This window comes from Acidovorax sp. 99 (assembly GCF_003096455.1).
In the GTDB taxonomy this organism is placed as follows: Bacteria; Pseudomonadota; Gammaproteobacteria; order Burkholderiales; family Burkholderiaceae_C; genus Acidovorax; species Acidovorax delafieldii.
In genome coordinates this window covers 4,176,935-4,203,402 of sequence record NZ_QEKU01000001.1, presented here as the reverse complement: position 1 = coordinate 4,203,402, position 26,468 = coordinate 4,176,935, and the positions used below count along the sequence as shown (strand labels likewise).

Sequence of the window (26,468 nt, the reverse complement as noted above, 5' to 3'; positions counted from 1 at the left end):
ACGCGTGGGTTGGAAGCCAAACAGGCCGCAAGCGCTAGTGGATCATGCGCCGGCAGCTATTGATTCAATAGCAAATCATCCACCACTCAACGGTGGCTGAGCTTGCGCACCGCCCAGTCGCCCAGGCTTTGCACGGCTTGCACAAAGAAAATCAGCACCAGCACCACGGCCAGCATGATCTCGGGCAGAAAGCGCTGGTAGCCGTAGCGGATGCCCAGGTCGCCCAGGCCGCCGCCGCCAATGGCACCGGCCATGGCCGAGTAGCCGGTCAGGCTCACAAACGTGATGGTCAGGCCCGCCACGATGCCGGGCAGCGCCTCGGGCAGCAGCACCTTCCACACGATCTGGCTGGTGGTGGCGCCCATGGCCTGCGCGGCTTCGACCAGGCCGTGGTCCACCTCGCGCAGCGCGGCCTCGACCAGGCGGGCCACAAACGGGGCAGCGGCAATGGTCAGTGGCACCACGGCGGCGGCGGTGCCGATGGACGAGCCGGTGATGAGCCGCGTGAACGGGATGATGGCCACCAGCAGGATGATGAAGGGTGTGGACCGCACGGCGTTGACCAGCCAGCCCACCAGCTTGTTGACGGGGCCGTTCTCCAGCACACCGCCGTCATCGGTCAGGCGCAGGAACACACCCAGCGGCACCCCCAGCAAGCCCCCCACCAGGCCGGAGATGCCGACCATGATGAGCGTCTCCCACAGCGACGAGGCAAACAGATCCAGCATGGCTGGCGTGAAGTTGTTGAACATGATGTGTGCTCCCTCTTAACCGGCCACGGCCACTTCTTCCACCTCGACCCCGCCCGCGCGCAGGTGCGCCACGGCGCCCCGCACGCTCTCGGCCTCGCCACTGGCGTACACGGCCAGCGAGCCAAAGGTTTCGTCCTGGATCTCATCCACCTGCCCGTGCAGGATGCTCATGTCCACGCCAAACTGGCGGATCAGCTGCGACAGGATGGGCTGGTAGGCGCTGTCACCCGCGTAAGACAGGCGCAGCAGCTGGCCGGTTCGTCCTGCGCTCAGTTGGCCTGCCAGCTTGCGCACATGGTCCAGCACGCTGGCGGGCAGCTCTTGCGGCAGGATCTCGTCGATCAGGCTCTTGGTGATGGCCTGCTGCGGGCGGGTGAACACGTCCAGCACGCGGCCCTGCTCCACGATGCGGCCCGCTTCGATCACAGCCACACGGTCGGCCACCTGCTTGATAACCTGCATCTGGTGGGTGATGAGCACCACCGTCAGGCCCAGCTCGCGGTTGACCTGGCGCAGCAGGTCGAGGATGGAGCGCGTGGTTTCCGGGTCCAGCGCCGAGGTGGCTTCGTCGCTCAGCAGCACCTTGGGGCGGCTGGCCAGCGCGCGCGCAATGCCCACGCGCTGCTTTTGCCCGCCGCTGATCTGCGCGGGGTAGCGGTCGGCCAGGTGGGCCAGGCCCACCAGCTCCAGCAGCGGGTTCACACGCGCGCGGATGGCGGCCTTGTCCATGCCCGCCAGCTCCAGCGGCAGCGCGGCGTTGTCAAACACGGTGCGTGACGACAGCAGGTTGAAGTGCTGGAACACCATGCCGATCTCGCGGCGCGCCTCGCGCAGCTGCGCGTCGTTCAGCCGGGTCAGGTCCTGCCCGCCCACGATGACCTGGCCCGTGGTGGGCCGGTTGAGCAGGTTGATCACCCGCACCAGCGAGCTTTTGCCCGCGCCGCTCTTGCCGATGATGCCGAACACTTCGCCCGGCTGGATGGTGAGGTCGATGCCCTTGAGCGCCTCGACCGGGCCTTGTGAGCCCTGGTAGGTTTGGGTGATACCCCGTAGTTCGATCATGAAACACAAAGGGCCGCCACACGCCGGGCGGCGCGGGTTCGGCCCCAAAAGACACAAAGATCAGGGAATGTACTATTGCGCCATAAAGAATCAAACTATCAAAAAATAAAGTAATAAGACATCAAAGTTATTTGCGCATTGCAGCCGACGCGATGCAGCCAAGTCTGGTCTACGCCCCCGCAGGCGCCGCCACCCTGCCATTCACCTTGCGCGACACCAGCGCGCCCAGCACCAGCACCCCCAGCGCCGCCACCGAGAACACGGGCGCAATCCAGCCCCGGTCCACACTGGCCGCCACCAGCAGCACCCCCAGCGACTGCCCCAAAAACAGCAGGCACGCAAACAGCGTGACGGCCGTGCCCCGCGCCTCCGGCGCCATCTGCGTGGCCTGCACCTGCAGCGTGTTGTGCAGCATGTAGAACCCCACCCCGGCAAAGAAGCAGCCCAGCACGCCCCAGGCCGCCACCGGCCCCCAGGCCAGCAGCAACAGGCCGGCGGCAATCAGCGACGCACCCACCAGCGCCAGGCCCCGCTCGCCCAGCAGCGCCAGCCAGCGGCGCGCCAGCAGGCTGTAGATGAGCCCGCCCACGCCATACAGCACCATCACCCCACCGGCGGCCGAGGCAGACAGCCCAAACCCGTCCACCATGCGTGCGGGCACAAAAGCCAGCGTGCCAAAGGCCAGCGCGCCCTCCACCGCCACCACGGTCAGCACCCAGCGCACCCGGGGCATGCGCAGCAGCGCGGCCGTGTTGGCCAGGTACGCCGACAGCGAAAAAGCGGGTGGCACCGCACTGCCAGCCGCAGGCGCTGGCGTGCCGGCAGCCATGGCGCGGGACTGCCGCCACAGCAGGCTGGCAGCCGTCAAAAACAGCAGCGACAGCACCACAAACGCCGCCCGCCAGCCCAGCGCCTCCACCGCAAAGCCGCCAAACCACTGCCCGGCCATCATCCCCGACACCGTGGCCACCATCAGCTGCGCCAGGGTCTCCTGCCGCTGCTCGTACGGCACGTTGTCGCCAATCCACGCCATCGACAGCGGAATGATGCCCGCCGCTGACGCCCCCATGGCCGCACGCGCCGCCACCAGCACCGGCAGCGTGGGCGCCAGCGCCGTCACGCCGCTGAAGAGCGCACAGGCAAACGTGGCGCCAATCACCACGCGCACCTTGCCCAGCCGGTCGCCCAGCGGGCCATAAAACAACTGCAGCACGCCATAAGACACGGCAAACGCCGCAATGACGGCCGAAGCATCGCCCGTGGTGACAGCAAACTCGCGAGCCAGAGACACCAGCATCGGGTCGCACACACGCATGGAGGCCATGCTGCAAAAGGCTGCCAGGCTGATCACTCGCAGCATCGTCGAAGAAGAGGTCATATGACCCGATTGTGGTGCGGCTGGCGCAAGGTTGCTGGCGCGGGGCGGCATGCACCCCGGTGGCTCAAGGTCAGGGAGGGGCGCGTTGGACACACCAGCGCGTTCCGTTGATGGTTGGCGAACGACATCCAGCGCATCAACCCGCCCAACGCCCACCGGGACGGACGGACTGCAAACGGCGAATGCCGAACGGCGAACGGTCGGGAGCAGACGTCCTCAGCCCTTACCCCCATTGAAACTGGTGTCGAACGTGCCCCGCACATCCAGCCGCTGCTTGATGAGGCCTGCCGCCAGGTAAAAGTCGGCCGTCTTCTGCTGGTCGGCCAGCACCTGGGCGTCGATGTCCTGCCAGCGGGTGGCGCGGCGCTCAAACTGCAGCTGCGCCGCATCGGCCGGAATGCCCACGATGCGCGCCAGCGACTGGCCAAACGGCTTGGCGTTCTGGTACGACCACACCTGCGCACGCGCCACGCGCTCCTTGAAGTCCGCCAGCGCCGCACGCTTTTCTGCCAGGGCCGCATCGGTGGCTGCCAAAAAGCTCAGGCCCGACCACAGGCCCCGGCCGCTGACCAGCACGCGCGCATGGCCGCTGGTCTCGGCCAGCGCGGTGTAGGGCTCCCACGTGGCCCAGGCATCGACCGAGCCCTGCGTCAGCGCCAGCTTGGCGTCTGGCGGCGGGATGAAGCGCAGCTGCACATCGTCGGCCTTGAGGCCTGCCGACTCCAGCGCCTTGAGGGTGACCAGATGGCCGATGGAGCCCCGGTTGGTGGCAATGCTCTTGCCCTTGAGGTCGGCCGCCGTCTTGAGCGGCGAGTGGGGCGCCACCAGCACGGCCGTGCCGTAGGCATCTGACCGGCTGGCCGCAAACGCCTTGACCCGGCTGCCCGCCGCCAGCGTAAAAAGCAGCGGCGCATCGCCAATGGGGCCAAAGTCCACCGCGTTGGCGTTGAGCGCCTCGGCCAGCGGCGCAGCCGCCGGGAACTCGCTCCACTTGATGTCGTAGGGCAGGTTCTTGAGCTCGCCCGCTGCGTCCAGCAGCGCCTGCAGCCCACCCTTCTGATCGCCCGCACGCAGCAGCACGCGTGACGAGGTTTGGGCATGGGTGAGAACGGGCGACAGGAATGAACTGGCAGCGACCGAGGCGGTCAGCAGATGGTGGAATTGGCGGCGCAGCATGGTGTGGTCAATGAAGGCAAGGTTGATTCGGCATTCATTGCATCACCCACCCCGCGCGGCGCCAACGAAGGCTTGCAAGCATCCATATGCGGTTTTCGCATGCGCGCGCGGGGTGTGGGTGGGGTGGCCCGCTGGCCTGCGGCGCTCAGTAGCCGCGCACCCTGTCCACCACGTCGTGCAGCGGCAGCCCGGCCACAAAGCGCTGCAGGTTGTCCACAAACTTGCGCGCCGTCACCTCCGCAGCCCCTTGTGCGGCCCACGACACATGCGGCGTGATGCGCACACGCGAGTGGTGGTACAGAGGGTGGCCGTCGGGCAAAGGCTCGGGGTCGGTCACATCCAGCGTGGCGCCCGACAGGCGGCCCGCATCCAGCGCATGCAGCAATGCCTGCTGGTCCACCAGGGCGCCGCGCGCAATGTTCACAAGGTGCAGCCCCGGCCGCGCATGGGCCAGCGTGGCCGCGTTGATGAGGTGGTAGGTCTGCGCGGTGATGGGCAGGGCCAGCACCAGGTGGTCAGACGCCGCCAGCAGCTGCTCGATGGAGCCCACCGCCTGCACGCCTTCATCCCCTTCACCCCCTCCATCCACCCGCGCACCCCCACGCCGCAGCGCCACCACCTGCATGCCCAGCGCCTGTGCACGCACGGCCACCGCGCGGCCAATGGCGCCATAGCCCGCAATGCCCAGCGTGCGGCCCTGCAGGGTGCCGGGCAGGTGCTGGTCCACCCGCGCAAAGGTCTCACGCCATGGGTCGGCCCCTTGCACGCGCAGTGTGTCCCAGTCGCGCTGGTGTGCCAGCAGCGCCGTGATCACATATTCGGCAATGGGCACAGCCGCCACACCGCGTGAACATGTCACCAGCGGCACCTGCAGCAACCACGGCGGAAAGAAGTCGATGCCCGCCGACGCCACATGCACCCACTGCAGGCGCCCCGGCCAGCCCGCCGGGGGCTGCGCGGGCGCATTGCGCCAGCCATTGCGCGGGCCGGTGAACAGCACATCGGCATCAGCGGCGCGCTCCCACGCAGGCGCAGCGGCATCGTCGGCCAGGGCCACGGGCAAGCCCGCTGCGGCCACCAGGGCATCGGCCTCGGCACCGGTCTGGTTCAACACCACCAGGGGGCGGGGGGCCAGCACGGCATTCATGGTGTATCCGTTCTCATCGTCTCAGCCCAGGCCCAGCGCGCGGCGGCCTGCGGCAATGTGGGCGCTGTCCTCCTGCGGGGTGTGCACACGGCCACACAGCACATCGCGCAGGTGGCGCTCCAGCGGGTTTTTGCGTGCCAGGCCGTGGTTGCTGGACAGCTGCAGCGCCGCCTGCACCACGTCGATGGCGTTCTGCGTGGCCACGGTTTTGACGAGGCCGCTGTCCACCGCAGGCACCAGGGTGCCGGTGTCCAGGTCATGCGCCACGCTGGCGATCAGCCGGTCGTTGGTGAGCAGCAGGGCCTCGATGCGGCCAACGGCCTCCTGGGCGCGCGGCAGGCTGGACAGGGGTGCGCCCAGGTTGGCGGGCGTGCGCTCGCGCAGAAAGCGCACCACCCAGTCGCGCGCCGCGCGGGCCACGCCGGTGTACAGCGCGCCCAGCATCACCGTCATCTCGGCCAGCATGGCGGGCTCGCCACGGGCCCAGTCCTGCGGCAGGCGCACATCGAGCGCGTGGTCGTGGGGGGTCAGCACGTCCTGCAGGATCACATCGTGGCTGCCACTGGCGCGCAGGCCCAGGTGGTCCCAGGTGGCGTCGATGCGGATGCCGGGCGAACCGGCCCGCACCAGGAACGAGCCCACGCGCGGCACCTCTTCATCGGTGCGGGCCCACACCACATACCAGCGCAGGATGGGCGCGCCGGTCGAATACACCTTGTGCCCGCTGATGCGCCAGCCCTCGGCCGTATGCCGCGCCACTGTTGCAGGCAGGCCGCCACGTGCGGGCGAGCCCAGCTCGGGCTCCACGCGCAGCGCATTGATGAGCGACACCTCGTTGTGCGACTCCTGCACCAGCTGCCGGGCCAGCGCCTGCGGCCAGGGGGAGCCGGGCCGCCCCATGCCGCGCTGCTGGATGTACTGCATGGTCAGCACCAGCGCGGTGGCCGGGCAGCCCTGGCCCACTGCGCCAATCACCTCGCCCAGTTGCGCGGCCGACGCGCCCTGCCCGCCCAGCGTGCGCGGCGCGGCCAGCGCCAGCAGCCCGGCCTGCTGCAGGTCGGCAAAGTTCTGGTGCGGAAAACTCCCGTCCCGGTCGTGCGCCACGGCGCGCTCGGCAAACTCCACCGCCAGCGTGCGCGCCACCTGCCCCCAGGTCAGCGGCGCGTTCATTGCAGCACCTCGGGCTGCTGCCGCACAAGGATGTCGAACATGCTCCTGAAGGCAAACTGCGCACCGCCGGGCCCGCCAATCTGCGCATGCGTGTGCTGCGCGATCTCATGGCGAATGGGTTGGGGAGTGCCCGCCGCCTCGGCCAGCAGCTGGGCCTGGCAGGCGTTCTCCAGCGCGATGTACCACCACGCTGCCGCCTCCACCGACGGCCCCGCCGTCAGGATGCCGTGGTTCTGCAGGATCACCGCCTTCTGCGCCCCCAGCGCCTTGCCAATGCGAAAGCCCTCGTCCGTCTCCAGCACCACCCCCGTGAAGTCGTCGAACAGCGCGTGGTCTTCATAGAAGATGCACGAGTCCTGCGTCAGCGGGTCGAGCTTGCGGCCCAGCGCAGACCACGCCTTGCCGTATGTGGAATGGGTGTGGGCCGCAGCAATGATGTCGGGCCGCGTCTCGTACAACGCCGCGTGGATGGCAAACGCCGCGCGGTTCAGCGGGCCCTGGCCGATGACGATCTCGCCTGCGGCGTTCACCAGCAGCAGGTCGGACACCTTGATCTGCGAAAAATGCACGCCCAGCGGGTTCACCCAGAAGTGGTCCGTCCACTCCGGGTCGCGCGCAGTGATGTGGCCTGCCAGCCCGTAGTCAAACCCCTGCTGTGCAAACAGCCGAAAGGCCACGGCCAGGTTCTCCTGCCGGTAGCGGCGCTCGGCCTGCACCGTGGGGCGCGGGCTGGGCGCATCAAACCAGTCCTTGCGCTGCGGCGCGGGGTTGCGGGCGAGGTCGGTGGCGGGCAGGGGCTTGAGGACGGCAGACATGGGCGGCGGCTTTCCAGATCGGTGATGTGGACGAAAGAGAAACGAACCCGCCCACCATAGGGGCGCCCCCGCCCCGCGCCAACGAAGAAATCCGCGTGACCACATGCGGTTTTCGCATGCACCACGGTGGGTGCTGCGTTTGCCGCATATCGATGCTACGCAATGGTCTTTGCGCTGCCGCCGGGCTTGTTGGAACCTTGTGGCTTGACACACCGATCCACACACCAGCCTGCCATGCACCATACCCCTTCTTCACTGAACCGCCGCCATCTCCTCCAAACCGGCCTGGGCGCCGCCGCATGGGCGGCCACAGCGGGTGTGCCCGCAATGGCGGCATCGCCCGGCACGCCCGACCTTTCCAAGGTCACGCTGCGCATTGGCACCTACAAGGGCCTGTGGCGCGCGCTCATTGCCGCATCGGGCCAGGGCAACACTCCCTACCGCATCGAATGGCGCGAGCTGAACAACGGCGTGCTGCACATCGAGGCCCTGAACGGCGACGCGCTGGACCTGGGCTCGGGCAGCGAGATCCCTGCCCTGTTTGCCGCCCGGCAAAAAGCGCAGGTGCGCTTCATCGCTGTAGTGCGCGAAGACCTGAACAATCAGGTCACCCTGGCCCGCAAAGACGCCCCCATCCAGCGCATTGCCGACCTGAAAGGCAAACGCGTGGGCTATGTGCGCGCCACCACCTCGCACTACTACCTGAGCAAGCAGCTGGCCGAAGCGGGCTTGTCGTTTGCCGACATCACGGCCATCAACCTCACGCCGGCCGACGGGCTCTCGGCCTTTGACCGGGGCGACCTTGATGCCTGGGCCATCTACGGCTACAACGGCCAGCTGGCGCGGCTGCGCTACGGCGCCCGCGTGATCAAGACCGGTGTGGGCTACTTGTCGGGCAACTTTCCCATCTATGCCAACCCGCGCGCGGTGGACGACCCCGCGCGCCACGCCGCCATCAGCGACTACCTGCTGCGCCTGCGCCGCGCTTACCAGTGGGCCAACGGCAACTACCTGGACTACGCCCGGGCCCAGTCGGCCGAAACCCGCGTGCCCGTGGGCGACCTGATCGAGCTGTGGAACAGCCGCAGCACCGACTACGACCTGCGCCCCGTGGACGACGCCGTGGTGCAAGGCCACCAGGCGGTGGCCGACACCTTTTTGCAACTGGGCGTGCTGGACGGCCCCGCGCAAGTGGCGCCCCTGTGGGACCGCAGCTTCAAAAACGTGTTGCGCCCCTTCGCGATCGACAAGGCGGCCTGACACGCACAAACACCCCCGCCGCCGCAGCCACATTCCGTGCCACTTTTTGCGTGGCGGGGAGCACCGCTTGCGCTTACCATGCGCCCCTGATTTCCATCAAGGAGGACCCTCCCATGAGCATGAACAAGCGCAATTTCGTCGCCGCCGGCATGGGCCTGGCAGGCCTGTGGACTGCCGCGGGCAGCAGCCACGCCGCCACACCGGCCAAGGCCCCCAGCGGCCCGACGCTGCTCACCATCAGCGGCGCCATCACCCAGTCCAACCGCGGCGCGCTGGACACCACCATCGACCAGATGATGGGCAAACACGGCATCCAGTTTGACAAGGCCTTCGCGCTGGACGCCGCCGCCCTGGCGCGCATGCCCGCCGTCACCATCAAGCCCACGCTCGAATACGACAGCAAGCCCCACACGCTCAAGGGCCCCCTGCTCACCACCGTGCTGGCCGCCGCCGGTGTGGCAGCGGGCAGCCCCGTGCAACTGGGCCTGCGCGCGGTGGACGGCTACAACGTCAACATCAGCATGGCCGACGTGCAGGCCTACCGCATGATCGTCGCCACCCACATCGACGGCCAGCCTATGGGCCTGGGCGGCCTGGGCCCCCAGTGGGCCGTGTACGACGCGGACGTGCTGCCCGCCTTCAAAGACAAGCCAGTGAAGGAGCGCTTTGGCCTGTGCCCCTGGGGGCTGTACCACATCGAGGTAAAGAAGGCCTGAGCCCGCGCAGGCCCACCGCCGACGGGCCGGTGCATAGCAAAGCACCTCAACCCCGCACCCAACAAAAAGAGCGACCCCAGGGTCGCTATTTTTTTGATAGCTGCCAGCGCATGATTCACTATCGCTACAGCCATATTTCGCCAAAAATCAGCCCCGGCGCCGCCCCATGCGCACCGCCAGCGCCGCCAGCGACCCCACGGTGGCCAAGCCCACCACCCCCAGCCAGCCCCACTGCGCCAGCGCCAGGCTGCCCAGCGCCGCCCCGGCCGACATGCCGATGAACATGCCGGTGAACAGCAGCGCATTGAGCCGGCTGCGCGCCGCGGGGTCGATGCCGTACACGATGGTCTGGTGCGCCACCAGCGTGGCCTGCACGCCAAAGTCAAAGCCAATCGCGCTGACCACAATCAAGCCCAGCTGGGCCTGCGCAGGCAGCAGCGGTGCCAGCGCCATCACCGCAAACGACGCAGCGGCAAGGCCTGCGCCATAGCGCGTCACCACCTCGGGCCCGCGCTTGTCGGCCAGGCGCCCGGCCAGCGGGGCTGCCAGTGCACCCGCCGCCCCAGCCAGGCCAAACGCGCCCGCCGCCGCCGTGCCCAGGTTGAACTGGCTCTGCAGCATCACCGCCAGCGTGGACCAGAATGCGCTGAAGCCCACGGCCAGCAGCCCCTGCGCCCAGGCCGCGCGGCGCAGCGCCGCGTGCTGGCGCCACAGCGCCACCATGGAGCCGATCAGCGCGCCGTAGCCCATCTGCGTTGTGGGCGCAAAGCGCGGCAGCCCGCGCCACACGGCCACCGTCAGCAGCGCAATGGCCACCGCCGCCGCCACATACACCGTGCGCCAGCCCCACTGCTGCGCCACAAAACCGCTGACCACGCGCGACAGCAAAATGCCCAGCAGCAGCCCCGTCATCACCGTGCCCACCATGCGCCCGCGCTGTGCGGCCGGGGCCAGTGTGGCGGCGGCGGGCACCACGTCTTGCGCCACCGTGGCCGCCAGGCCCACGGCCAGGCTGGCCGCCAGCAGCGCACCCATGCCGGGCGCCAGGCCGCTCAGCAGCAGCGCCAGCATCAGCGCGATGGACTTGATGACAATGATGCGGCGCCGGTCAAACCGGTCGCCCAGCGGCGCCAGCAGCAAGATGCCCAGCGCATACCCCAGCTGCGTGAGCGTGGGCACCAGCCCCACCACGCGGCTGTCGGCCTGCATATCGGGCCCCAGCACGCCCAGCATGGGCTGGCTGTAGTACAGCGACGCCACGCTCAGCCCCGCCGTGGTCGCCAGCAGCAACAGCAGCGGCGCACTCACCGCCCCCTCCGCAGGCGGCGCCACCGGGGCCAGCCCCGCTGCACCGCTTGCATGCACATTTTGAATGGAAGACATCACAACACCATTGGTTAGAAAGGAATGGTGCGATTTTTCTAGCCCACCGCTGCGCTGGGTAGTAGGCTGAATTGCAGATTCGTTATACGCTTAGCGTATGACCAACACCCTGCCAGCCTTGCAACCCGGCGCCGACCGCATCGAGCTGATGCAGACTTTTGTCCGCATCGTCGAGGCCGGCAGCCTGTCTGCCGCCGCCAAGCAACTGGGCACCAGCCAGCCCACCGTCAGCCGCCGCCTGCAGGCGCTGGAGCGCAGCCTGGGCATCAAGCTGCTGCAGCGATCCACCCACGTGATGAAGCTGACCGAAGACGGCGACCGCTGCTTTGCCCACGCCAAGGCCCTGCTGGAAGACTGGCGCGCCATGGAGGACGACCTGCGCGGCACCGCCGACACCCCGCGCGGCACCCTGCGTGTGCTGGCGCCGCACGCCTTTGGGCAAGACCAGTTCATCGCCCCGCTGATGGCTTACCTGCGCCGCTACCCCGAGGTGGACGTGGAATGGATGCTGCACGACCGCCGCCCCAACTTCATCGCCGAAGGCATCGACTGCGCCATCCAGGTCGGCGCAGTGGACGACCCCAGCGTGGTGGCCGTGCGCCTGGCCGAAGTGCCCCGCATCGTGTTGGCCGCTCCCACCCTGATGGCCGGGCGCCCCACGCCACGGCACGCGCAAGACCTGCAACCCCTGCCCTGGCTGGCCCTGAGCACCTTCTACCGCCGCGAAGTCACGCTAACCCAAGAGCCCGGCGGCGAGGCTCACACCTTTGGCATCACCCCCCGTTTGGCCACCGACAGCCTGTACGCCCTGCGCAGCGCCGCCCTGGCCGGGCTGGGGGCGTGCATTTCATCGGCGTGGATCGTGGACAACGACGTGCGGCAGGGGAACTTGCTGCACCTGGTGCCCAACTGGCACGCGGCGCCACTGCCGGTGTACCTGGTGTACCCGTATGCGCGGTTTTATCCGGCGCGGTTGCGGCTGTTTTTGGAGGCAATGCGGGGGGCGATGCCGGGGTTGGTGGGGATGCGGGCGGTGGGGTGAAGGTTGTTGGGAGTGACAGTAACCGGCCAGGAACGACCTGCGGCGGCAGATAAAAGCGGACGCTCAACGTAGAAGTCACCGGCGCTGCGCGGTTCTATCGCGCAGCGTCCGCGTGGACGACCGGGTTAGAAACTCATTACTGACCGTAGATGACATATTTCTCCGTCAACCCTTTCCGCATAAATAGATCATCCTGTTTCTTTGCAGAAACCAATAGGCTATCTATTTCACCTTCGGGTTCATCCCACATAGGATGGCTGAACAGCCGATTTAAACACTTGCTGATGATCGCCTCTTGATGTGACGTAATGGGCGATCGGTACAGTATTTTTTCACGCTCCTCATTTGTCATAGTTTGAAGCGCAAAATATAAAATGCTCTTCAGATAAGGTGACCAAGTGAGAACAGAACCTTTATGCCAGATTCTTCTTGCCTTCAACTGTTCATTGGAAAGGGTCTTGCCTTTGGCATTCTGCACCCAGTTGTCAAGACAAGCTTCTTGCGCCAGCAATGCGGTTACGGCGGCAAAATTCTGAGCTTCGGCATTCCTGTAATCTTGTTCCGAAGTGAATTTCGCGGAGGAGGGCTCTAGATACAAGGTTGACGGAAATACTGTCTTATTCAATAGGTCGATAGTTACGGGGTAGCTGGCATCTTTAGACGCCTCCGCAACGTACTTATCCAATTTAGAACCATCGAGTGCGGAGTTCTTGATTGCACTCCGAAGCATCTCTTTAGCTTCAGATTTGGTAAATTGTTTTTGCATGGCGAGAAAATTAACAAAATTTTCTTCTGTATGATTTTCCGAAGGCTTGGTGGAAATAAATTCCTCAAGAAACTCTTTGTAAATAACCGATAAGCGATCAAGGAGTGTTGATGTGTAAAAAGGGACCTGTTTTAGTTTGGAATGCGCCTCTAGGTTGGTAATCATCAAAGCATCGAAGAGCTTTTTTGATCCCTCTTGATCCCCTGGCGAAATATAGACCTTGACATCTACTTCGCTGTGATTGTTCAGCACTTGAGCTGCGAGCTTATGCTGGCCATCAAAAAGTTTGAGCCGGTTGTCTAGCAATCTCGCAATTGAAGGCGCAAGTTGTGGATGATTTTTAAGATGATCTCGAATTGATATTAAACGCTTGTAGTCGATTACACGAGGTTGCAATCCCTCTTGATCGTCATTTTCGAGCCATGCAATAGGTATTCGACCGTAGAAGTAGGCGACGCCCAGAATTTCGTCCTGAAATAGGGGGAATTTTCTTGAAATCTGTCCGTCCTCAACTGTAATGTTTTCACCACTTTTGGTCGTATGAGTATTCCGTCTTTTGACTTCTTTAAGCTCCAGAATGTCTTGCAGCTTGATGTTGTTCTTCTTGTTTTCGAATAACCGCTCCAGCCTGCTGTTGTCCCTGACCTCGTAGAGCGACTGGTCAGATTTCCGCCGGTTGTGTGTTTTTAGAACGATACGAATGTTGGATGTGCTCGTATCGCCATCCTTAGAATACGGGTTAATGTGGTCAAATTCGATCTCATCTTGGTCCGAAATGATGTCTCCGGAGATAAAGCATCGCAGCGAGCCATCGGGCAAGAGTTGCTGTTGCCGAACAGTCGATTTTTCTGACTCAGTCAATTGTCTTTTCATTTTAGATAATCACTTTCAGTAAGGCTGACAATTTCTAATGTGATGTATCCCGCAAAACTTGCGAGACAAATGGACTGCGCGGGATATTCTGGACACTGATTTCTCCTAGAAGTAGCTCGCAGCATAGGCGTGCAGGCATCGCCTGTTCAAAAATCTAGGTATAAAAATTCCGCGAAACCCGGCACGCTTCAAGTCGGCAAACTATAGCTTGCCAATAGGCAGAGACTGGGATTTTCAACAGCATGTTTGGAATGGTGAGGCAGCAGGCAGCAAATCAATGGCAGCTTCCGGGTGGCGCTTCTCAACGGCGGCTCAGGATCGATAGCGGCCAATCCTCTCGCATTCATTTCGAAATTCAAAGAAAAAGAGCGCAACAACATTCGCTCTCAACTTCATAGCTGATACCGCATCTAGACAAGCGCTATCGGCATATTTGGCATTGAATCCGTTTCCAAAACCCGCTCTTGCCCCGACGGATCTGGTCTCCGCAAACACCATCGCCGCCAGCCCTTGCTGCGTAACCCGCCGGTATCTGGCCTAAAGCACGAGCCGCCCGATCCGTTCCCCAGCCACTGTCACATGGCGCATCAACTCAGCCTTGCACATGTCAAAACCTGCGCTGAATCCTTCCTCGCCATCCAACCGACGAACAAACACTCGGGCCATCGCGAACGCATCTTTCCAAGCCGCCGCGCTGACCTGCTCCCCCACCGTCAGTTCAAGCGTCCGATCCGGCAAGCCTCCCCCCGCCGTGGGTGCAAACGCCATGGGCGTCATGTCATACGCAGGCGCCAGCTCGTAAGGCCGTTGCCCCTCTGACAAGCACGACAGATTGCCGCTGTCCATGTCGGCGTTGCCGATCAGGGTGCCAAACGCCCACAGCAGGCAGGCTGTGTCGAAGGCCTGAGGGGTGATGACCCCGGACTTCAGCAACGCCCTGGCAATCACCGGCCAGTTGCCGCCGCTGCCGACAAACTCGGCGTCCAGTGCGGCGAAGGAATGCAGCGCCCTGCGTCCGCGCGCGCCCAGCCGGTCAAACCGTTGCACCTCCAGAAATCGTTGGGTGCCGTGCATCCAGGTCATCGACTGCGCGGCAGCCACACCATGCTCGCGCAGCACCTGCAGGGCGATGTGTTCGGCCAGCAGCAGGTCGCGCCAGCGGGCGCTCACGGGGGTGTCAAGTTCTGCGGTGAACTTGACCATCACATGCGCGGCGGTGCCATCGGCCTGCTCGGCGTAGGCGGTGAACTTGGGCTGCTCGCCCGCGGCTGACGAGCCCGCCACTTCGCCGCGCGCGGCCAAGTCGGCCAGCTGGGCGTAGGCGTGCAGCTTTTGCGCAGCTGGAATGGGCACCGGGTCGGGCGCGTTGACGAACTGGTCGCGCGCGGTGGGGCCGATGAGCAGGTTGCCGGGCATGTCGTCGCCCTGGTCCAGGATGGCGCGCAGCGCGTGGGTGTCGCTCCAGTCGCCCAGCCGCTCGGGCAGGCCCAGGCGCTGGCCGTGCCGCTGGCAGTAGGCGCGCCCCAGGTAGCCCTGCGGGCGCATGTCAAAAATCCACCACGGCAGGCCGTCGCTATGCAGCCGGGCCCCGCCCGCTTCGACCATCACAAAGCCCTGGGGGCAAACCGGGACCAGGGTGCCCAGGGTTTCCAGTGCGCCCTGGGCGGTGACGCGGTAGACGGCGGCCTCCAGATCGGCGCGCTGGGGATCGCGGAGCGTGTATTGAATAGATCTTGCAGCGCCAAAAGGCACCACCTCGTCACCCAGCGCGCTAAGGGCCCGCGAGACGGTGGGCTGGCTGACCTGCAGCGCCTGGGCCAGCGCCTGCGCCTTGGCAGGACCGGGGCGCAGCAGGGGGCGGATGGCGTTGGCGTAGGTTTGGGCGGCGGAGGGCATGCCTTAAGGATACGCCGGTTGAATGGAAAACTGAATAGATAAAAGAATAGATTAAGCAACCTGGATCAAAGCCTGGTTTGTTGCATTTTTTAGTTATTTATTGACAAACAACTATCTAATACAACAAACTTGTGGCGTGCCACCAGCCCCCCTCACCTCCCAAGAAAACACGGTGCTTGAGCTTGCCCAACACCAACCCCTGCTCCGCGCGCGCGACCTGAGCGCGCATGGCCTGCCCACGGTACTGCTGACCCGTTTGGTTGCCGCAGGCAAGCTGGACCGCGTGGCACGCGGCATGTACAGCCTGCCAGGCCGTGCCGTCAGCGAACACCGTTCGCTGGCCGAGGTGGCGCTGCGTCTGCCCAAGGGCGTGGTGTGTTTGCTCTCTGCTCTGCGCGTGCATGGCATTGGCACGCAAGCGCCGTTTGAGGTGTGGATGGCGATACCGCCGAACACGCCCACCCCGCGCCCGGGCCAACCGGCGCTGCGTGTGGTGCGCATGTCTGGCGCGGCGCTGACGGAAGGCATCGAACGGGTGGACATTGACGGCGTGCAGGTACCGGTGTTCAACGCCGCCAAGACGGTGGCGGACTGCTTCAAATACCGCAACAAGATCGGGCTGGACGTGGCGCTGGAGGCGCTGCGCGATGGCTGGCAGCAAGGCAAGCTGCCCATGGATGCACTATGGCACTACGCCACGATCAACCGCGTGGCCAATGTGGTGCGACCTTATCTAGAGAGCGTGACGGCATGAGCCAGCGCAATGTGGCCGCCTCCATCAGCGCGCGGCTCAAGCTGTACGCCGATGCGCACCAGCAGGACTTCAACCTGACGCTGACCCGCTACGGGCTGGAGCGGCTGCTGTACCGGTTATCGATCTCGCCACACGCCGACCGCTATCTGCTCAAAGGCGCCCTGCTGTTCTCGCTGTGGTTCGACCAGCCCCACCGGCCCACGCGCGATGCGGACCTGCTGGGTTTTGGACCGGATGACGTTGAATCTGCCGTGCTGGCGTTCCGCGAGATATGCCAGATCGAGGTGGACGATGGTTTGGCGTTTGACCCGGCCTCGGTCAAGGGCGCCACCATTCGCAAAGAGGCGGGGTACGGCGGTGTGCGGGTGGACCTTCTGGCCACGCTGGATGGCGCACGCATTGCGCTGCAGGTGGACATTGGTTTTGGCGACGCCGTGACCCCGGCGCCCGAGGCGGTGCACTACCCGGTGCTGCTGCCAGACTTGCCTGCGCCCCAGTTGCGCGCTTACCCCAAGTACACGGTGGTGGCAGAGAAGCTTCATGCGGTGTGCCTGCTGGGCATGGCCAACACGCGCATGAAGGACTACTTTGACCTGTGGGTGTTGCTGACCGAAGGCGTGTTGGACCCGCAAGAACTGCACCGCGCAGTGGCTGCCACGTTTAATCGGCGGCACTTAGCCCTGCCCAATGCTATTCCCTCAGGCCTGAGCGACGCATTTGCACAGGATGCGGCCAAGCAGAAACAGTGGGCCGCCTTTCTGAAAAAGAACCGCCTGCAAGCCTTGGACCTGGCAGAGGTGGTGGAGGTGCTGCGCAGCGAGTTGCAGAAGCTGTTGGGGCTATGAAGCGACAGACCGATGGGATGAGGGGGGCGAATGGTGCTCAACAACTGCGTGCCATGTCATATCCGCTCCTAACTTGATAGCTGCCTCGGTATGTTTTTCTGGCGCTTGGTGCACATTTCGCACTGAATCTCAGCCCCGCACCTTCCCAGCATCATCCCAAGACGGTTCAGGCTTTCAAGCAGGCAACCGCACCGCAGCCTCCCGCAACGCCTCGGCAAACGCCATGGCCGCCGGTTGTTGCTGCGTGCCCCGGCGGTAGGCCAGGTACAGGTCCAGATGCACCACGGGCTCGCGCAGCATGGCGACACCCAGGCCCTGGCGCAGGCATTCTTCCAGCGCGAACGAGGGCACGATAGCGCTGCCACGGCCGGCGCGCACCATGCCGATGAGGGTGCCGATCAGGTTCATGCGGGGGCGCTCCTGGTGGGCCAGGCCCAGGCGGGAGAGCTGCTTTTCGATGACCACCTGTATGGGGTTGCCCGACGGCAGGCTGACCAGAGGCACGTCTTTGAGTCGGCTCCAGGGCTGGCTGTCGGACAGCTGGCCGCTGGTGTGCGCCGCATCGGGCGGGCTGATGCGCATGAGGCGGAACTTGCACAAGGGCTGGCGCGACAGCCCCACGGCGGGTTTGACGAAGAAGCCAAAGCCGATGTCGGCCTCGCCGTCGAGCACGCGCTGGCGCACGGTGCCTACCTCTACGTCGCTGAGCTGCACCTGCACGCCGGGGTGGCTTTGCGCAAAACCGCGAATCACCTCGGGCAGCAGGCTGGCCGAGATCATGGGCGTGGCCGCCACCAGCAGGCGCGAGCGCACGGCGGCCTCGTTGCCGTCCAGCACGGCGCCCAGGGCGCGCAGCTCGCCCACCACGCGCTCGGCCACGGGCTGCAGGCGGCGCCCGGCCTCGGTCAGCGTGATCGACCGGGTGGTGCGGTCAAACAGGCGGGCACCCACCTGGTCCTCCAGCTCCTTGACCAGCATGCTCATGCCCGAGGGCGACAGGTGCACCTGCTCGGCTGCCTTGGCAAAGCTTTGCAGGCGCGTCACCTCCAGAAAAGCGTGGAGCTGGCGGGTACTGACATTCATCAGCTTTGATGAAGAATTCATCAGAATTTTCCGTTTGATCAATGTCAAGAGTGTCGTTGTAATTGTCCTGTAACGCCCTTCCAACGACTAGAGAGACAAGCCCCATGCCCCAGCTGCCCACCCTGCGTGCCAACGCGCACACGCCCTCCCCCCAACGCCGCAGCCTGGTGCTGGGTGCGCTGGCCGCCACGGCTGCCGCCGCCACGCCCTGGGCCTGGGCGCAGACGGGGGCCGATGCGCCGGTGCGGCTGGTGGTGCCGTTCACGCCCGGCACGGGCATCGACCTGATTGCGCGGCAAATTGCGCAGCCGTTGTCTGACCGGCTCAAGCGCCCGTTTTTTGTGGAGAACAAGGCGGGGGCGTCCGGCATCATCGGCACGCAAGAGGTGGTGCGCGCCACGCCCGACGGCACCACGCTGCTGGTCAGCGTGAACACGCTGGTGATGAACATGGCGCTGTACCCCAAGCAGGGCTTTAACCCGCTGACGGACCTGGTGCCGGTGAGCCAGACGAGCTGGGGGCAGCTGCTGCTGGTGGCGTCGGCCGGGTCGAAGATCGAATCGCTCAAAGACCTGATGGACCGCGCCCGGGCCAAGCCCGGCTCGCTCAACTATGGCTCGCCCGGTGCGGGCACGCCGCACCACCTGGCGATGGAGCTGCTGAAGAACCGGGCCAAGATTTCGCTCACCCACATCAGCTACCGGGGCACCGCCCCGGCCGTGACGGACCTGCTGGGCGGGCAGATCGACGCGATGTTTTTGCCCATCCACGTGGCCTTGCAGCATGTGAAGGCGGGCAAGCTGAAGGCGCTGGCGATCAGCTCGGACACGCCGCACCCGCTGCTGCCCGAGGTGCCGTCGCTGGGCACGCTGAAGCTGGGCGACCTGAACGTGGACATGTGGTACGGCGTGTTTGCCCCCGCAGGCACACCCCGCGCCATGGTGGACCGGCTGAACACCGAGCTGCGCGACGTGCTGGCCTCGCCCGCCGTGGCCAAGTCGTTCGAGACCCAGGGCATGACGCCCGCCCACAGCTCGCCAGACGCCTTCCAGAAGCTGGTGACGGCTGACGCCAAGCGCTGGGCCGACCTCATCAAGGCCCAGGGCATCACCGCAGAGTGATCTCACGCACCACCAAGCAGACCGTAGCGAAGAACACCAACAACATGAACCAGCAAGCAACCGTGGCGCCGCAGCAGGACGCCGAAGTGATCATCGTGGGCGGCGGCCCGGTCGGCATGGGCCTGGCCATTGAGCTGGGCCAGCGCGGCGTGAGCGTGATCGTGGTGGAGCGCTATGCGCAGCCCCAGCCCATCCCCAAGGGCCAGAACCTCACGCAGCGCACCATGGAGCACTTTCACTTCTGGGGTGCCGAAAAGCAGCTGCGCGCGGCGCGCACCATCCCGGTCGAATACGGCATTGGCGGCCTGACCGCACATGGCACGCTGCTGGGGCCCTACAGCTACGACTGGCTGCAACGCGACCTGGTCAAGCCCTACTACTTCACTGCCAACGAGCGGCTGCCGCAGTACGCCACCGAGGCCGTGCTGCGCCAGCGCGTGGCCCAGCTGCCGTCGGTGCAGACCCTCTACGGCTGGGAGACCAGCACCGTGGCGCAAGATGACGCGGGCGTGTCCGTCACCATCCAGCAGCGCGGCGACGGCAAGGCCCAGCGCGTGCTGCGCGGCGCCTATGTGGTGGGGTCGGACGGGGCGCGGTCGGTGGTGCGCGAGCAGGCGGGCATCACCCACACCCGCACCGACCACGACCGCATGATGGTGCTGCTGGTGTTCAAGTCGCAAGGCCTGCACCAGCTGCTGGAGCGCTACCCCGGCAAGTCTTACTACAACGTGCTGCAGCCCGAGCTGAAGGGCTACTGGAAGTTTCTGGGCCGGGTGGACCTGGGCAGCACCTGGTTCTTTCACGCCCCGGTGCCGCCAGGCACCACCAAGGACAACTTTGACTTTGCCGCCTACCTGCACGAGGCGGTAGGCGCGGAGTTTGAAGTGGAGTTTGAGCACATCGGCTTTTGGGACCTGCGCTTCATGCTGGCCGACAGCTATCGCAAGGGCCGGGTGTTCATCGCGGGTGATGCCGCCCACAGCCACCCGCCCTATGGCGGCTATGGCGTGAACTCGGGCCTGGAAGACGCGCGCAACCTGGGCTGGAAGCTGGCCGCAACGCTGCAAGGCTGGGGCGGCGAGCGCCTTCTGGACTCGTACGACGCCGAGCGGCGCCCGGTGTTTGCGTCCACCATCAACGACTTCATTGCGCGGTCCATCGAGACAGACAAGGAGTTTCTGGACACCCACGACCCGGCGCGCGACCAGGCCGCGTTTGAGGCCGCGTGGCAAGCGCGCGCCCAAGGCGCCGTGGGCGAGGTGCATGCGTTTGAGCCGCACTATGAGGGCTCGGGCATCGTGTGGGGCAGCGAGGGCCGCGCCAGCAGCGCCCAGGGATCGCACCGGTTTGAGGCGCGGCCTGGCCACCACCTGGCACCCGCCACGCTGCCCAGCGGGCGCAATGTGTTTGAGGAACTGGGCCCGGGCTTTTCGCTGCTGGTGGTGGGCGGCGACGGCGCCCACGCGCCATCGGTGCAGGCCTTTCGCGAGGCGGCAGCGGGCATGGGACTGCCCCTGCGGCTGGTGGACTGTGGTGACGGGGGCGAAGGCACCGAGCCTGCGCGCTATGGCGCACCGCTGGTGCTGGTGCGGCCCGACCAGTTTGTGGCCTGGACAGCGCCTGCTGGCGGCCCCGTGGTGACCGCAGCGCAAGCCCGCGACGTTCTGGCGCGCGTGGCGGGGTAACCGCACGGGCGAGGCCGCTGCGTTAGCGGCAACGCCCCAGCCCGGGAGTGATCCAGGCCAGGGCGCCAGGCAGCCAATCGCTCAGGCGGCCTTGCGCAGCGCGGCGGGCGCCACCGGTGTCTGCTGCCCGTCGCGCTCTGCCACCTTGGCGCGCACCAGGGGCAGCAGCTCGCGGCCGTACTCGATAGCGTCCACCAGCGGGTCAAAGCCACGGATCAGGAAGGTGGTGATGCCCAGGTCGTAGTACTTGAGCAGTGCGTCGGCCACCTGCTCGGGCGTACCCACCAGCGATGTGGAGTTGGACCGGCCGCCCAGCTCGCGCGCAATGGCCGTCCACAGGCGTTCGTCCACGCGGTCGCCCTTGGCGGCGTCGGCCAGCAGGCGCTGCGCGCCTTCGCTCTGCTGCGGGCCTACGCCACGCGAGTAGCCTTGGCTCACACGCAGGCGGCGCGTGTCTTCCAGAATGCGTTCGGCCTTGGCCCAGGCTTCGTCCTCGGTCTTGCCCAGGATGGGGCGGAACGAGATGCTGAAGTCCACATGCCGGCCCTGCAAGGTGGCCTCGGCGCGCACACGGCGCACCAGGTCGCCCGCCTGGGCCAGCGACTCGCCCCACAGCGCGTACACGTCGGCATGTTTGCCGGCCACCTGCAGCGCGGGTGCAGAGGCACCGCCAAAATAGATGGGCACGCGCTGGCCTTGCAGGGGCTTGACTTCCGACACCACCCCCTTGGCGCGGTAGTAGGTGCCTTCGTGGTCAAAGGGTTTGTCTTCAGCCCACACGCGGCGCAGGACGGTGAGGTATTCGTCGGTGCGCGCATAGCGCTCGTCGTGGTTCAGGAAGTCGCCATCGCGCTGCTGGTCTTCGTCCGAGCCGCCGCTGATGTAGTGCACGGCCAGGCGGCCGTTGGTGTAGTGGTCCAGCGTGGCCAGCTGGCGCGCGGCGAGCGTGGGCGCCACAAAACCTGGGCGGTGCGCCAGCAGGAACTTGATCTTGTCGGTGACCGATGCCGCGTACGTGACGGTCAGCAGCGTGTCGGGGCTGGACGAGCTGGCAGGCACCAGGATGCGGTCAAACCCCGCGTGCTCGTGCGCCTGGGCAAACACGCGCACATAGGCGGGGTCCACCGCCGGGCCCTTGCGGGCGATGGTTTCAGAGACTTCGTGCGGCTGGATCATGCCGATGAACTGGACGGGCATAGCGGGCTCCTGTGGCGATGGGGTGAAACAAGGTTGGGTGAAGGGTTGGCAACGTCACGCGTGCGGGACTGCAGCCATGATCTGCCCGCCCCTGGCGCGCGCCAACGAAGAAAAACGCGTTTGCAAAGTTGTGCGGCGCATAGGCCCCGCTGTGCACGGCGAAGGGGGTACACCGCCGCCGTGCGCGCCGCTATGCTGTGGCTGGTTGCCATCCAGACTCCGCCGCCTGGCCGTCAGCGTCGGCATGGTCGGCCAGTGCGTTGCCGACCTGAACGCCTGGCCCTGGCCTCTGGCACCTCGCAACAGCCTGCCCGCTTCGCATCCAGAAAGGACCCCACCCACCATGCTCTCGCACGTTTTTGTTGGCATCACAGATTTCGAGCGCGCCCTGGCGTTCTACCGGCCGGTGCTGGCCTCGTTGGGCATTCAGGAGCGCTTTTGCGAAGCCGAGCGGCCCTGGGCGGGCTGGGAGTCCACCCCCGGCCCCCGGCCGCTGTTTGTGATTGCCCGCCCGTTCAACGGCGAGGTGCCCCACCCTGGCAACGGGCTGATGGTGGCCTTCATGGCCGCCACGCGCAGCCAGGTGGACGCGGCCCATGCGCTGGCGCTGAGCCTGGGCGGCCAGTGCGAGGGCCGCCCCGGGCTGCGGCCCGAGTACCACGCCAACTACTACGGCGCGTATTTTCGGGACCCGGACGGCAACAAGCTGTGTGTGGCGTCGCACGGACAGGCGTAGCGCAGGTCGGCACCGGGCGGGCGAAAAGCCCCTGCGCTGCTCATTTAAGGAAAAATGGCCTCAAGCGCTAGTCGATAAAGCGCTGGCCGCTATTCTTTTAAGAGCAACCTGAATGCGACTCAGGCGTTCGCTCGCGGCCGACTGCCAACACGCTGGTGGCAGGCACTGTCAGTGCGGGAAGCCGCCCCGCACCAGCCGCACGGGCTCTGCGTCCATGCGGCGAATCAGCGCCTGCAGGCCATCGCCCGCAGCGTTGGCAGCTACATCGGCAGAAGGCAGCTGCTGGGCCGCTGGCGCAGTGCGGCAGACCAGATCGTCCTCCGACCATGCGGCCTTGCCCGGCTGGCCCCGTGCGCGCAGCCAGCCCGCGCGGTCTGCGATGAGCTGGTGGCCGGGCAGGTCGCTGGCGGGAACGCCCAGCACCAGGGCCAATGCCAACGGCGCTGCGGTATCGGTGGTCAGGCATTCCGCATCGGCGGCAGCAGCATCGGGAGTGTGCGGCGCGCCAGGCCCGGGGTGCGCCACCACCAGCGAGACAAGGCGTGGGTCATCGGCGGGCAAGGGGCTGCCGCTGCCTGGCAGCACCACGCGCAGCCGCTGCCCCACCAGGCTGCGCGCCGTGTGCTGGCGCCCCTGGCGGCACAGCACGGCCACGTCGGGCAGGCGCACCGGGCGGTCCCAGGTGCCCGATTCGCGCAGCATCTGGCCTGCGGCATGGGCTTGCAGGTAGTCCAGCACCTCCCACACCTGCGCGTCGGTGAGCTGCGTGGTGTCAAAGCCGGGCATGGTCTGCGCGCCGTTGCGGCCCTGCATGCCGTGGCGCACGCGCCAGAAGAGTTCGCCGTCCAGCCGCTTCCACAGCAGCGCGCCGTTCAGGTTGGGCGGCCACATGGCCAGCCGGGCTGCATCGGGCCCTTCGCCGTTGGCACTGGCGCCATGGCAGCGCACGCAATGCTGCTGGTACACCGCCTGGCCGCGCACGATGCCCTGCGCAGTGAAGCCCGTGGGTGACTGGTGCAGGCTGGTGGCCACGGCGGGCGTCAGCAGCAGGTGGCGATGGGGCCAGGGCGCAAACACCACCAGTGCAGCGGCCAGCCACCACAGCGGCTTGCGGCCGCGCCGCCACGCCACGGATGCCGCCAGCGCCAGCAGCGCCACACCCACACACAGCAGCGACAGCAGCACGCGCCGCGCGTGGCCGGCATCCACCACCAGCATCTCGGCGGCCACACGGTGCGCAAACGGCCAGGCGGGCTGGCCGTGCACATCGGGCGTCAGGCCAACCACATACAGCAGCGCGCGCAGGCCCTGCTGGGTGGCCTGCAGGCCTTCGAGCAGAGCGGCCAGCCACTCGGGCGGCAACGACAGCCAGGCCAAGGCGGCGGCTACCAGCTGGCGTCCAGCCCCAGCAACGCCAGCGCCTCGTGGCGCAGGGCCGCCAGGCGCGGGTCGCCCCGGTGGCGCGGGTACGGCAGGTCGTTGACCAGCACCTGCTTGACGCGCGCGGGCCGGTCAGAGAACACCACCACGCGCTGCGCCATGAACAGCGCTTCCTCCACATCGTGCGTGACGAGCAGGGCAGAGAAACCCGCACGCTGCCACAGCTGTACCAGCTCGGTCTGCATGGACAGGCGCGTGAGCGAGTCGAGCTTGCCCAGCGGCTCGTCCAGCACCAGCAAGGTGGGGTCGTTGACCAGCGCACGCGCCAGCGCCACGCGCTGCGCCATGCCGCCCGACAGCTGGTGCGGGAAGGCCTTGGCAAAGTCCTGCAGCCCAACCAGGGCCAGCGCTTCATCCACGCGGTGGCGCTGGGATTTGAGGATGCCCCGCGCCTGCAGGCCCAGGGCCACGTTGTCCCACACGGTGCGCCAGGGGAACAGCGTGGGGTCCTGGAACACCACGATGCGCGACGGGTCGGGCTGGGTGATGGGGGCGCCATCCTGCAGCAGCTCGCCGGTGGTGGCGGGCTCCAGCCCCGCCACCAGGCGCAGCAGCGTGCTCTTGCCGCAGCCGCTGGGGCCCAGCAGGGCCACGAACTCGCCGGGTGCTATGGACAAGTCCAGCTCGTCGATCACGTGCAGCGGGCCTGCGGGCAGGTCAAACCAGTGGCTGACATTGCGCACGTCAATGCGTGCGCCGGTCACACGGGCCGCCGTAGAGACTTCAGGAATCGTCGCGGAACTCACCATTTCACCACCCCCTTCTGCCACGACAGCACCCTGTCGCGCAGCACAAACAGCAGCGTGATCACGCCCGAGAACAACAGCGCCATCACAATGAGCGCCGCATACATGTTGGGATACGCCGCCCAGCCCTGCGCCCAGGTGAGGTACCAGCCCAGGCCCGCTTTCACGCCCAGCATCTCGGCCACCACCAGGGTGGAGAACGCCGCGCCCAGGCCCATGAACAGGCCCACAAACACCTGCGGCAGCGCCGCCGGGATGGCCACACGCAGCACCAGAAACCAGGGCGACGCACCCATGGTGCGGGCCACGTCATAAAAGTTCTTGTGCACCCCGGCCACGCCCGACCAGGTGAGGATGGCCACCGGGAAGGCCGTGCCCAGCGCAATCAAAAAGATCGCCGTGGACCAGCTGGACGGAAAGAAATAGAAGCTGACCGGCAGCAGCGCCGTGGTAGGCACCGGGCCCAGGATGCGCAGCACCGGGTGGATCCAGTAACTGGCCTGGCGCGACCAGCCGATCAGCACGCCCGTGACAAAACCTGCCGCCGCTCCGATGGCAATGCCCAGTGCCAGCAGGCGGATGGAAGCGCCCGCGCTCTCCAGGAGGCGCGGCCAGTCGGTGGCGTACACCTCCACCAGGCTTTGGGGCGGTGCAAAAAAGGGCGGCGGCAGCGTGCCCAGCTTGGCGGTGAACACCTCCCACACCGCCAGGCCGACGGCAATGGCAACCAGCCACGGTCCAGCCGCACGCACGCGGCGCACCACGGCAGCCAGCGGACGGGCCAACACCGTCAGCGCCAGCAGCAACGCCGACACGCCCCCCGCACCCCAGGCGAACTCTTCGGTAAACGCCCATTCGCTGAAACCCGCCGGCTTGTTGGGCCACAGGCCCGTGAGCAAGGCCAGCCCCGCCCAGGCCACGGCGGCGGCCAGCCCCGCCCACCAGACCCCCTGAGCCGCTTTGGCCGCCTTGAAGTCGGGCGCGGTGGCAGGCTGCGCACCCGCAGCACGGGGCGCACCGGATGATGGGCTGGGCGCACGCAGCGGCGGCTGCGAGGGCTTGGGGCTGATGCCCGGCGGGGCGCCCAGGATGTTGTCGGCAACAGTGCTCATAGTCGGGTCCAGTCAGATCGATTCAGGTCCAGTGGTATTCATTCATCACGGTGAATGTTTGGCCATAGCCGCGCGAGGTGGGCGCGGCCCATGCGAGGGCTGCCGAGCAAGGGCCGCCCCGCAGCGAGGGCTGCGTTCCCCTTCCCGAAGTCGCGCAGCGATTTCGAGAGAAGGGGGAAGGCGCGAAGCGACTTGTATCTTCCATCCGACCCTCGCGGTAAAGTTTGATTGCCCTTTTGGGGGTAGCCAGACCGGTCCGTGCAGTTTGGTAGCGACTGGGGTGTTCGAGCCCGTCCCTGAGTACATAACGCAC

Annotated in this window: 23 protein-coding genes; 8 read left to right on the top strand and 15 right to left on the bottom strand. The window is 66.2% G+C overall.

Annotated features, from left to right (window positions below; translation table 11 throughout):
* Positions 1-86 precede the first annotated feature (86 nt).
* The 7 genes from C8C95_RS19385 to C8C95_RS19355 form a co-directional block, all read right to left on the bottom strand.
* Complete coding sequence (locus C8C95_RS19385; protein WP_056067588.1) at positions 87-752, bottom strand: methionine ABC transporter permease; 666 nt, start codon at positions 750-752, stop codon at positions 87-89.
* A 15-nt stretch (positions 753-767) separates the two neighbouring features.
* Complete coding sequence (locus C8C95_RS19380; RefSeq protein WP_116749643.1) at positions 768-1,814, bottom strand: methionine ABC transporter ATP-binding protein; 1,047 nt, start codon at positions 1,812-1,814, stop codon at positions 768-770.
* A gap of 169 nt (positions 1,815-1,983) precedes the next feature.
* A complete protein-coding gene (locus tag C8C95_RS19375; protein WP_243415728.1) occupies positions 1,984-3,192 on the bottom strand; it encodes an MFS transporter in 1,209 nt (402 codons plus the stop codon).
* Positions 3,193-3,408: 216 nt separating this feature from the next.
* Positions 3,409-4,368: an ABC transporter substrate-binding protein gene (locus C8C95_RS19370; RefSeq protein WP_056067582.1), complete on the bottom strand. Its 960-nt coding sequence runs from the start codon at positions 4,366-4,368 to the stop codon at positions 3,409-3,411.
* Between the two features lie 145 nt (positions 4,369-4,513).
* Positions 4,514-5,515, bottom strand: a complete 1,002-nt coding sequence (locus C8C95_RS19365; RefSeq protein ID WP_116749641.1) for an NAD(P)-dependent oxidoreductase — start codon at positions 5,513-5,515, stop codon at positions 4,514-4,516.
* Between the two features lie 21 nt (positions 5,516-5,536).
* Positions 5,537-6,685: an acyl-CoA dehydrogenase family protein gene (locus tag C8C95_RS19360; protein WP_116749640.1), complete on the bottom strand. Its 1,149-nt coding sequence runs from the start codon at positions 6,683-6,685 to the stop codon at positions 5,537-5,539.
* Complete coding sequence (locus C8C95_RS19355) at positions 6,682-7,500, bottom strand: class II aldolase/adducin family protein (RefSeq protein WP_116749639.1); 819 nt, start codon at positions 7,498-7,500, stop codon at positions 6,682-6,684. Before C8C95_RS19355 ends, C8C95_RS19360 begins: the two co-directional genes overlap by 4 nt.
* Before the next feature lie 234 nt (positions 7,501-7,734).
* Between C8C95_RS19355 and C8C95_RS19350 the strand changes: the two genes are divergently transcribed.
* Together C8C95_RS19350 and C8C95_RS19345 are read left to right on the top strand one after the other, a co-directional pair.
* Positions 7,735-8,760 (top strand): ABC transporter substrate-binding protein, encoded by a 1,026-nt coding sequence (locus C8C95_RS19350; RefSeq protein WP_116749638.1) that lies wholly within the window; start codon positions 7,735-7,737, stop codon positions 8,758-8,760.
* Between the two features lie 119 nt (positions 8,761-8,879).
* A complete protein-coding gene (locus C8C95_RS19345; RefSeq protein WP_116750368.1) occupies positions 8,880-9,476 on the top strand; it encodes a molybdopterin-dependent oxidoreductase in 597 nt (198 codons plus the stop codon).
* Positions 9,477-9,623: 147 nt separating this feature from the next.
* Here C8C95_RS19345 and C8C95_RS19340 read toward each other — a convergent pair whose 3' ends face one another.
* Positions 9,624-10,859, bottom strand: a complete 1,236-nt coding sequence (locus C8C95_RS19340) for an MFS transporter (RefSeq protein WP_116749637.1) — start codon at positions 10,857-10,859, stop codon at positions 9,624-9,626.
* 97 nt (positions 10,860-10,956) lie between these two features.
* Here C8C95_RS19340 and C8C95_RS19335 point away from each other — a divergent pair, with 97 nt between their 5' ends.
* Positions 10,957-11,901 (top strand): LysR family transcriptional regulator, encoded by a 945-nt coding sequence (locus tag C8C95_RS19335; protein WP_116749636.1) that lies wholly within the window; start codon positions 10,957-10,959, stop codon positions 11,899-11,901.
* Positions 11,902-12,037: 136 nt separating this feature from the next.
* Here C8C95_RS19335 and C8C95_RS19330 read toward each other — a convergent pair whose 3' ends face one another.
* Positions 12,038-13,540, bottom strand: a complete 1,503-nt coding sequence (locus C8C95_RS19330) for an HNH endonuclease domain-containing protein (RefSeq protein ID WP_116749635.1) — start codon at positions 13,538-13,540, stop codon at positions 12,038-12,040.
* A gap of 537 nt (positions 13,541-14,077) precedes the next feature.
* Positions 14,078-15,436, bottom strand: coding sequence for a type II toxin-antitoxin system HipA family toxin YjjJ (gene yjjJ / locus C8C95_RS19325; RefSeq protein ID WP_116749634.1), 1,359 nt, complete (start codon positions 15,434-15,436; stop codon positions 14,078-14,080).
* 172 nt (positions 15,437-15,608) lie between these two features.
* Here yjjJ and C8C95_RS19320 point away from each other — a divergent pair, with 172 nt between their 5' ends.
* Positions 15,609-16,190 carry a type IV toxin-antitoxin system AbiEi family antitoxin domain-containing protein gene (locus C8C95_RS19320; RefSeq protein ID WP_243415727.1) on the top strand — a complete coding sequence of 194 codons (582 nt, stop codon included), beginning with the start codon at positions 15,609-15,611 and terminating at the stop codon, positions 16,188-16,190.
* A complete protein-coding gene (locus C8C95_RS19315) occupies positions 16,187-17,035 on the top strand; it encodes a nucleotidyl transferase AbiEii/AbiGii toxin family protein (RefSeq protein WP_116749632.1) in 849 nt (282 codons plus the stop codon). Before C8C95_RS19320 ends, C8C95_RS19315 begins: the two co-directional genes overlap by 4 nt.
* 174 nt (positions 17,036-17,209) lie before the next feature.
* Here C8C95_RS19315 and C8C95_RS19310 read toward each other — a convergent pair whose 3' ends face one another.
* Positions 17,210-18,139: a LysR family transcriptional regulator gene (locus C8C95_RS19310; protein ID WP_243415726.1), complete on the bottom strand. Its 930-nt coding sequence runs from the start codon at positions 18,137-18,139 to the stop codon at positions 17,210-17,212.
* An 83-nt stretch (positions 18,140-18,222) separates the two neighbouring features.
* Between C8C95_RS19310 and C8C95_RS19305 the strand changes: the two genes are divergently transcribed.
* Positions 18,223-19,239, top strand: coding sequence for a tripartite tricarboxylate transporter substrate binding protein (locus tag C8C95_RS19305; RefSeq protein WP_116749630.1), 1,017 nt, complete (start codon positions 18,223-18,225; stop codon positions 19,237-19,239).
* A gap of 44 nt (positions 19,240-19,283) precedes the next feature.
* A complete protein-coding gene (locus tag C8C95_RS19300; RefSeq protein ID WP_116750367.1) occupies positions 19,284-20,924 on the top strand; it encodes an FAD-dependent monooxygenase in 1,641 nt (546 codons plus the stop codon).
* 81 nt (positions 20,925-21,005) lie between these two features.
* Here C8C95_RS19300 and C8C95_RS19295 read toward each other — a convergent pair whose 3' ends face one another.
* A complete protein-coding gene (locus tag C8C95_RS19295) occupies positions 21,006-22,121 on the bottom strand; it encodes an LLM class flavin-dependent oxidoreductase (RefSeq protein WP_056744351.1) in 1,116 nt (371 codons plus the stop codon).
* A gap of 343 nt (positions 22,122-22,464) precedes the next feature.
* Here C8C95_RS19295 and C8C95_RS19290 point away from each other — a divergent pair, with 343 nt between their 5' ends.
* Positions 22,465-22,857, top strand: coding sequence for a VOC family protein (locus C8C95_RS19290; RefSeq protein WP_056067560.1), 393 nt, complete (start codon positions 22,465-22,467; stop codon positions 22,855-22,857).
* A gap of 168 nt (positions 22,858-23,025) precedes the next feature.
* Here C8C95_RS19290 and C8C95_RS19285 read toward each other — a convergent pair whose 3' ends face one another.
* The 3 genes from C8C95_RS19285 to C8C95_RS19275 are packed head-to-tail and all read right to left on the bottom strand — an operon-like array spanning position 23,026 to position 26,155.
* The gene (locus tag C8C95_RS19285) at positions 23,026-24,234 is read right to left on the bottom strand and encodes a cytochrome c (protein ID WP_243415725.1); all 1,209 of its coding nucleotides are present in this window, start codon (positions 24,232-24,234) and stop codon (positions 23,026-23,028) included.
* A gap of 8 nt (positions 24,235-24,242) precedes the next feature.
* A complete protein-coding gene (locus C8C95_RS19280; RefSeq protein ID WP_116749629.1) occupies positions 24,243-25,046 on the bottom strand; it encodes an ABC transporter ATP-binding protein in 804 nt (267 codons plus the stop codon).
* Positions 25,040-26,155 (bottom strand): ABC transporter permease subunit, encoded by a 1,116-nt coding sequence (locus C8C95_RS19275; RefSeq protein WP_116749628.1) that lies wholly within the window; start codon positions 26,153-26,155, stop codon positions 25,040-25,042. Before C8C95_RS19275 ends, C8C95_RS19280 begins: the two co-directional genes overlap by 7 nt.
* Positions 26,156-26,468: the final 313 nt, after the last annotated feature.

What these genes read in the sequence shown, in the direction of transcription:
- C8C95_RS19385 (WP_056067588.1), bottom strand. Translation starts at nt 752, where the DNA reads ATGTTCAACAACTTCACGCCAGCCATGCTGGATCTGTTTGCCTCGTCG.
- C8C95_RS19380 (WP_116749643.1), bottom strand. Translation starts at nt 1,814, where the DNA reads ATGATCGAACTACGGGGTATCACCCAAACCTACCAGGGCTCACAAGGC.
- C8C95_RS19375 (WP_243415728.1), bottom strand. Translation starts at nt 3,192, where the DNA reads ATGACCTCTTCTTCGACGATGCTGCGAGTGATCAGCCTGGCAGCCTTT.
- C8C95_RS19370 (WP_056067582.1), bottom strand. Translation starts at nt 4,368, where the DNA reads ATGCTGCGCCGCCAATTCCACCATCTGCTGACCGCCTCGGTCGCTGCC.
- C8C95_RS19365 (WP_116749641.1), bottom strand. Translation starts at nt 5,515, where the DNA reads ATGAATGCCGTGCTGGCCCCCCGCCCCCTGGTGGTGTTGAACCAGACC.
- C8C95_RS19360 (WP_116749640.1), bottom strand. Translation starts at nt 6,685, where the DNA reads ATGAACGCGCCGCTGACCTGGGGGCAGGTGGCGCGCACGCTGGCGGTG.
- C8C95_RS19355 (WP_116749639.1), bottom strand. Translation starts at nt 7,500, where the DNA reads ATGTCTGCCGTCCTCAAGCCCCTGCCCGCCACCGACCTCGCCCGCAAC.
- C8C95_RS19350 (WP_116749638.1), top strand. Translation starts at nt 7,735, where the DNA reads ATGCACCATACCCCTTCTTCACTGAACCGCCGCCATCTCCTCCAAACC.
- C8C95_RS19345 (WP_116750368.1), top strand. Translation starts at nt 8,880, where the DNA reads ATGAACAAGCGCAATTTCGTCGCCGCCGGCATGGGCCTGGCAGGCCTG.
- C8C95_RS19340 (WP_116749637.1), bottom strand. Translation starts at nt 10,859, where the DNA reads ATGTCTTCCATTCAAAATGTGCATGCAAGCGGTGCAGCGGGGCTGGCC.
- C8C95_RS19335 (WP_116749636.1), top strand. Translation starts at nt 10,957, where the DNA reads ATGACCAACACCCTGCCAGCCTTGCAACCCGGCGCCGACCGCATCGAG.
- C8C95_RS19330 (WP_116749635.1), bottom strand. Translation starts at nt 13,540, where the DNA reads ATGAAAAGACAATTGACTGAGTCAGAAAAATCGACTGTTCGGCAACAG.
- yjjJ (WP_116749634.1), bottom strand. Translation starts at nt 15,436, where the DNA reads ATGCCCTCCGCCGCCCAAACCTACGCCAACGCCATCCGCCCCCTGCTG.
- C8C95_RS19315 (WP_116749632.1), top strand. Translation starts at nt 16,187, where the DNA reads ATGAGCCAGCGCAATGTGGCCGCCTCCATCAGCGCGCGGCTCAAGCTG.
- C8C95_RS19310 (WP_243415726.1), bottom strand. Translation starts at nt 18,139, where the DNA reads ATGAATTCTTCATCAAAGCTGATGAATGTCAGTACCCGCCAGCTCCAC.
- C8C95_RS19305 (WP_116749630.1), top strand. Translation starts at nt 18,223, where the DNA reads ATGCCCCAGCTGCCCACCCTGCGTGCCAACGCGCACACGCCCTCCCCC.
- C8C95_RS19300 (WP_116750367.1), top strand. Translation starts at nt 19,284, where the DNA reads ATGAACCAGCAAGCAACCGTGGCGCCGCAGCAGGACGCCGAAGTGATC.
- C8C95_RS19295 (WP_056744351.1), bottom strand. Translation starts at nt 22,121, where the DNA reads ATGCCCGTCCAGTTCATCGGCATGATCCAGCCGCACGAAGTCTCTGAA.
- C8C95_RS19290 (WP_056067560.1), top strand. Translation starts at nt 22,465, where the DNA reads ATGCTCTCGCACGTTTTTGTTGGCATCACAGATTTCGAGCGCGCCCTG.
- C8C95_RS19280 (WP_116749629.1), bottom strand. Translation starts at nt 25,046, where the DNA reads ATGGTGAGTTCCGCGACGATTCCTGAAGTCTCTACGGCGGCCCGTGTG.
- C8C95_RS19275 (WP_116749628.1), bottom strand. Translation starts at nt 26,155, where the DNA reads ATGAGCACTGTTGCCGACAACATCCTGGGCGCCCCGCCGGGCATCAGC.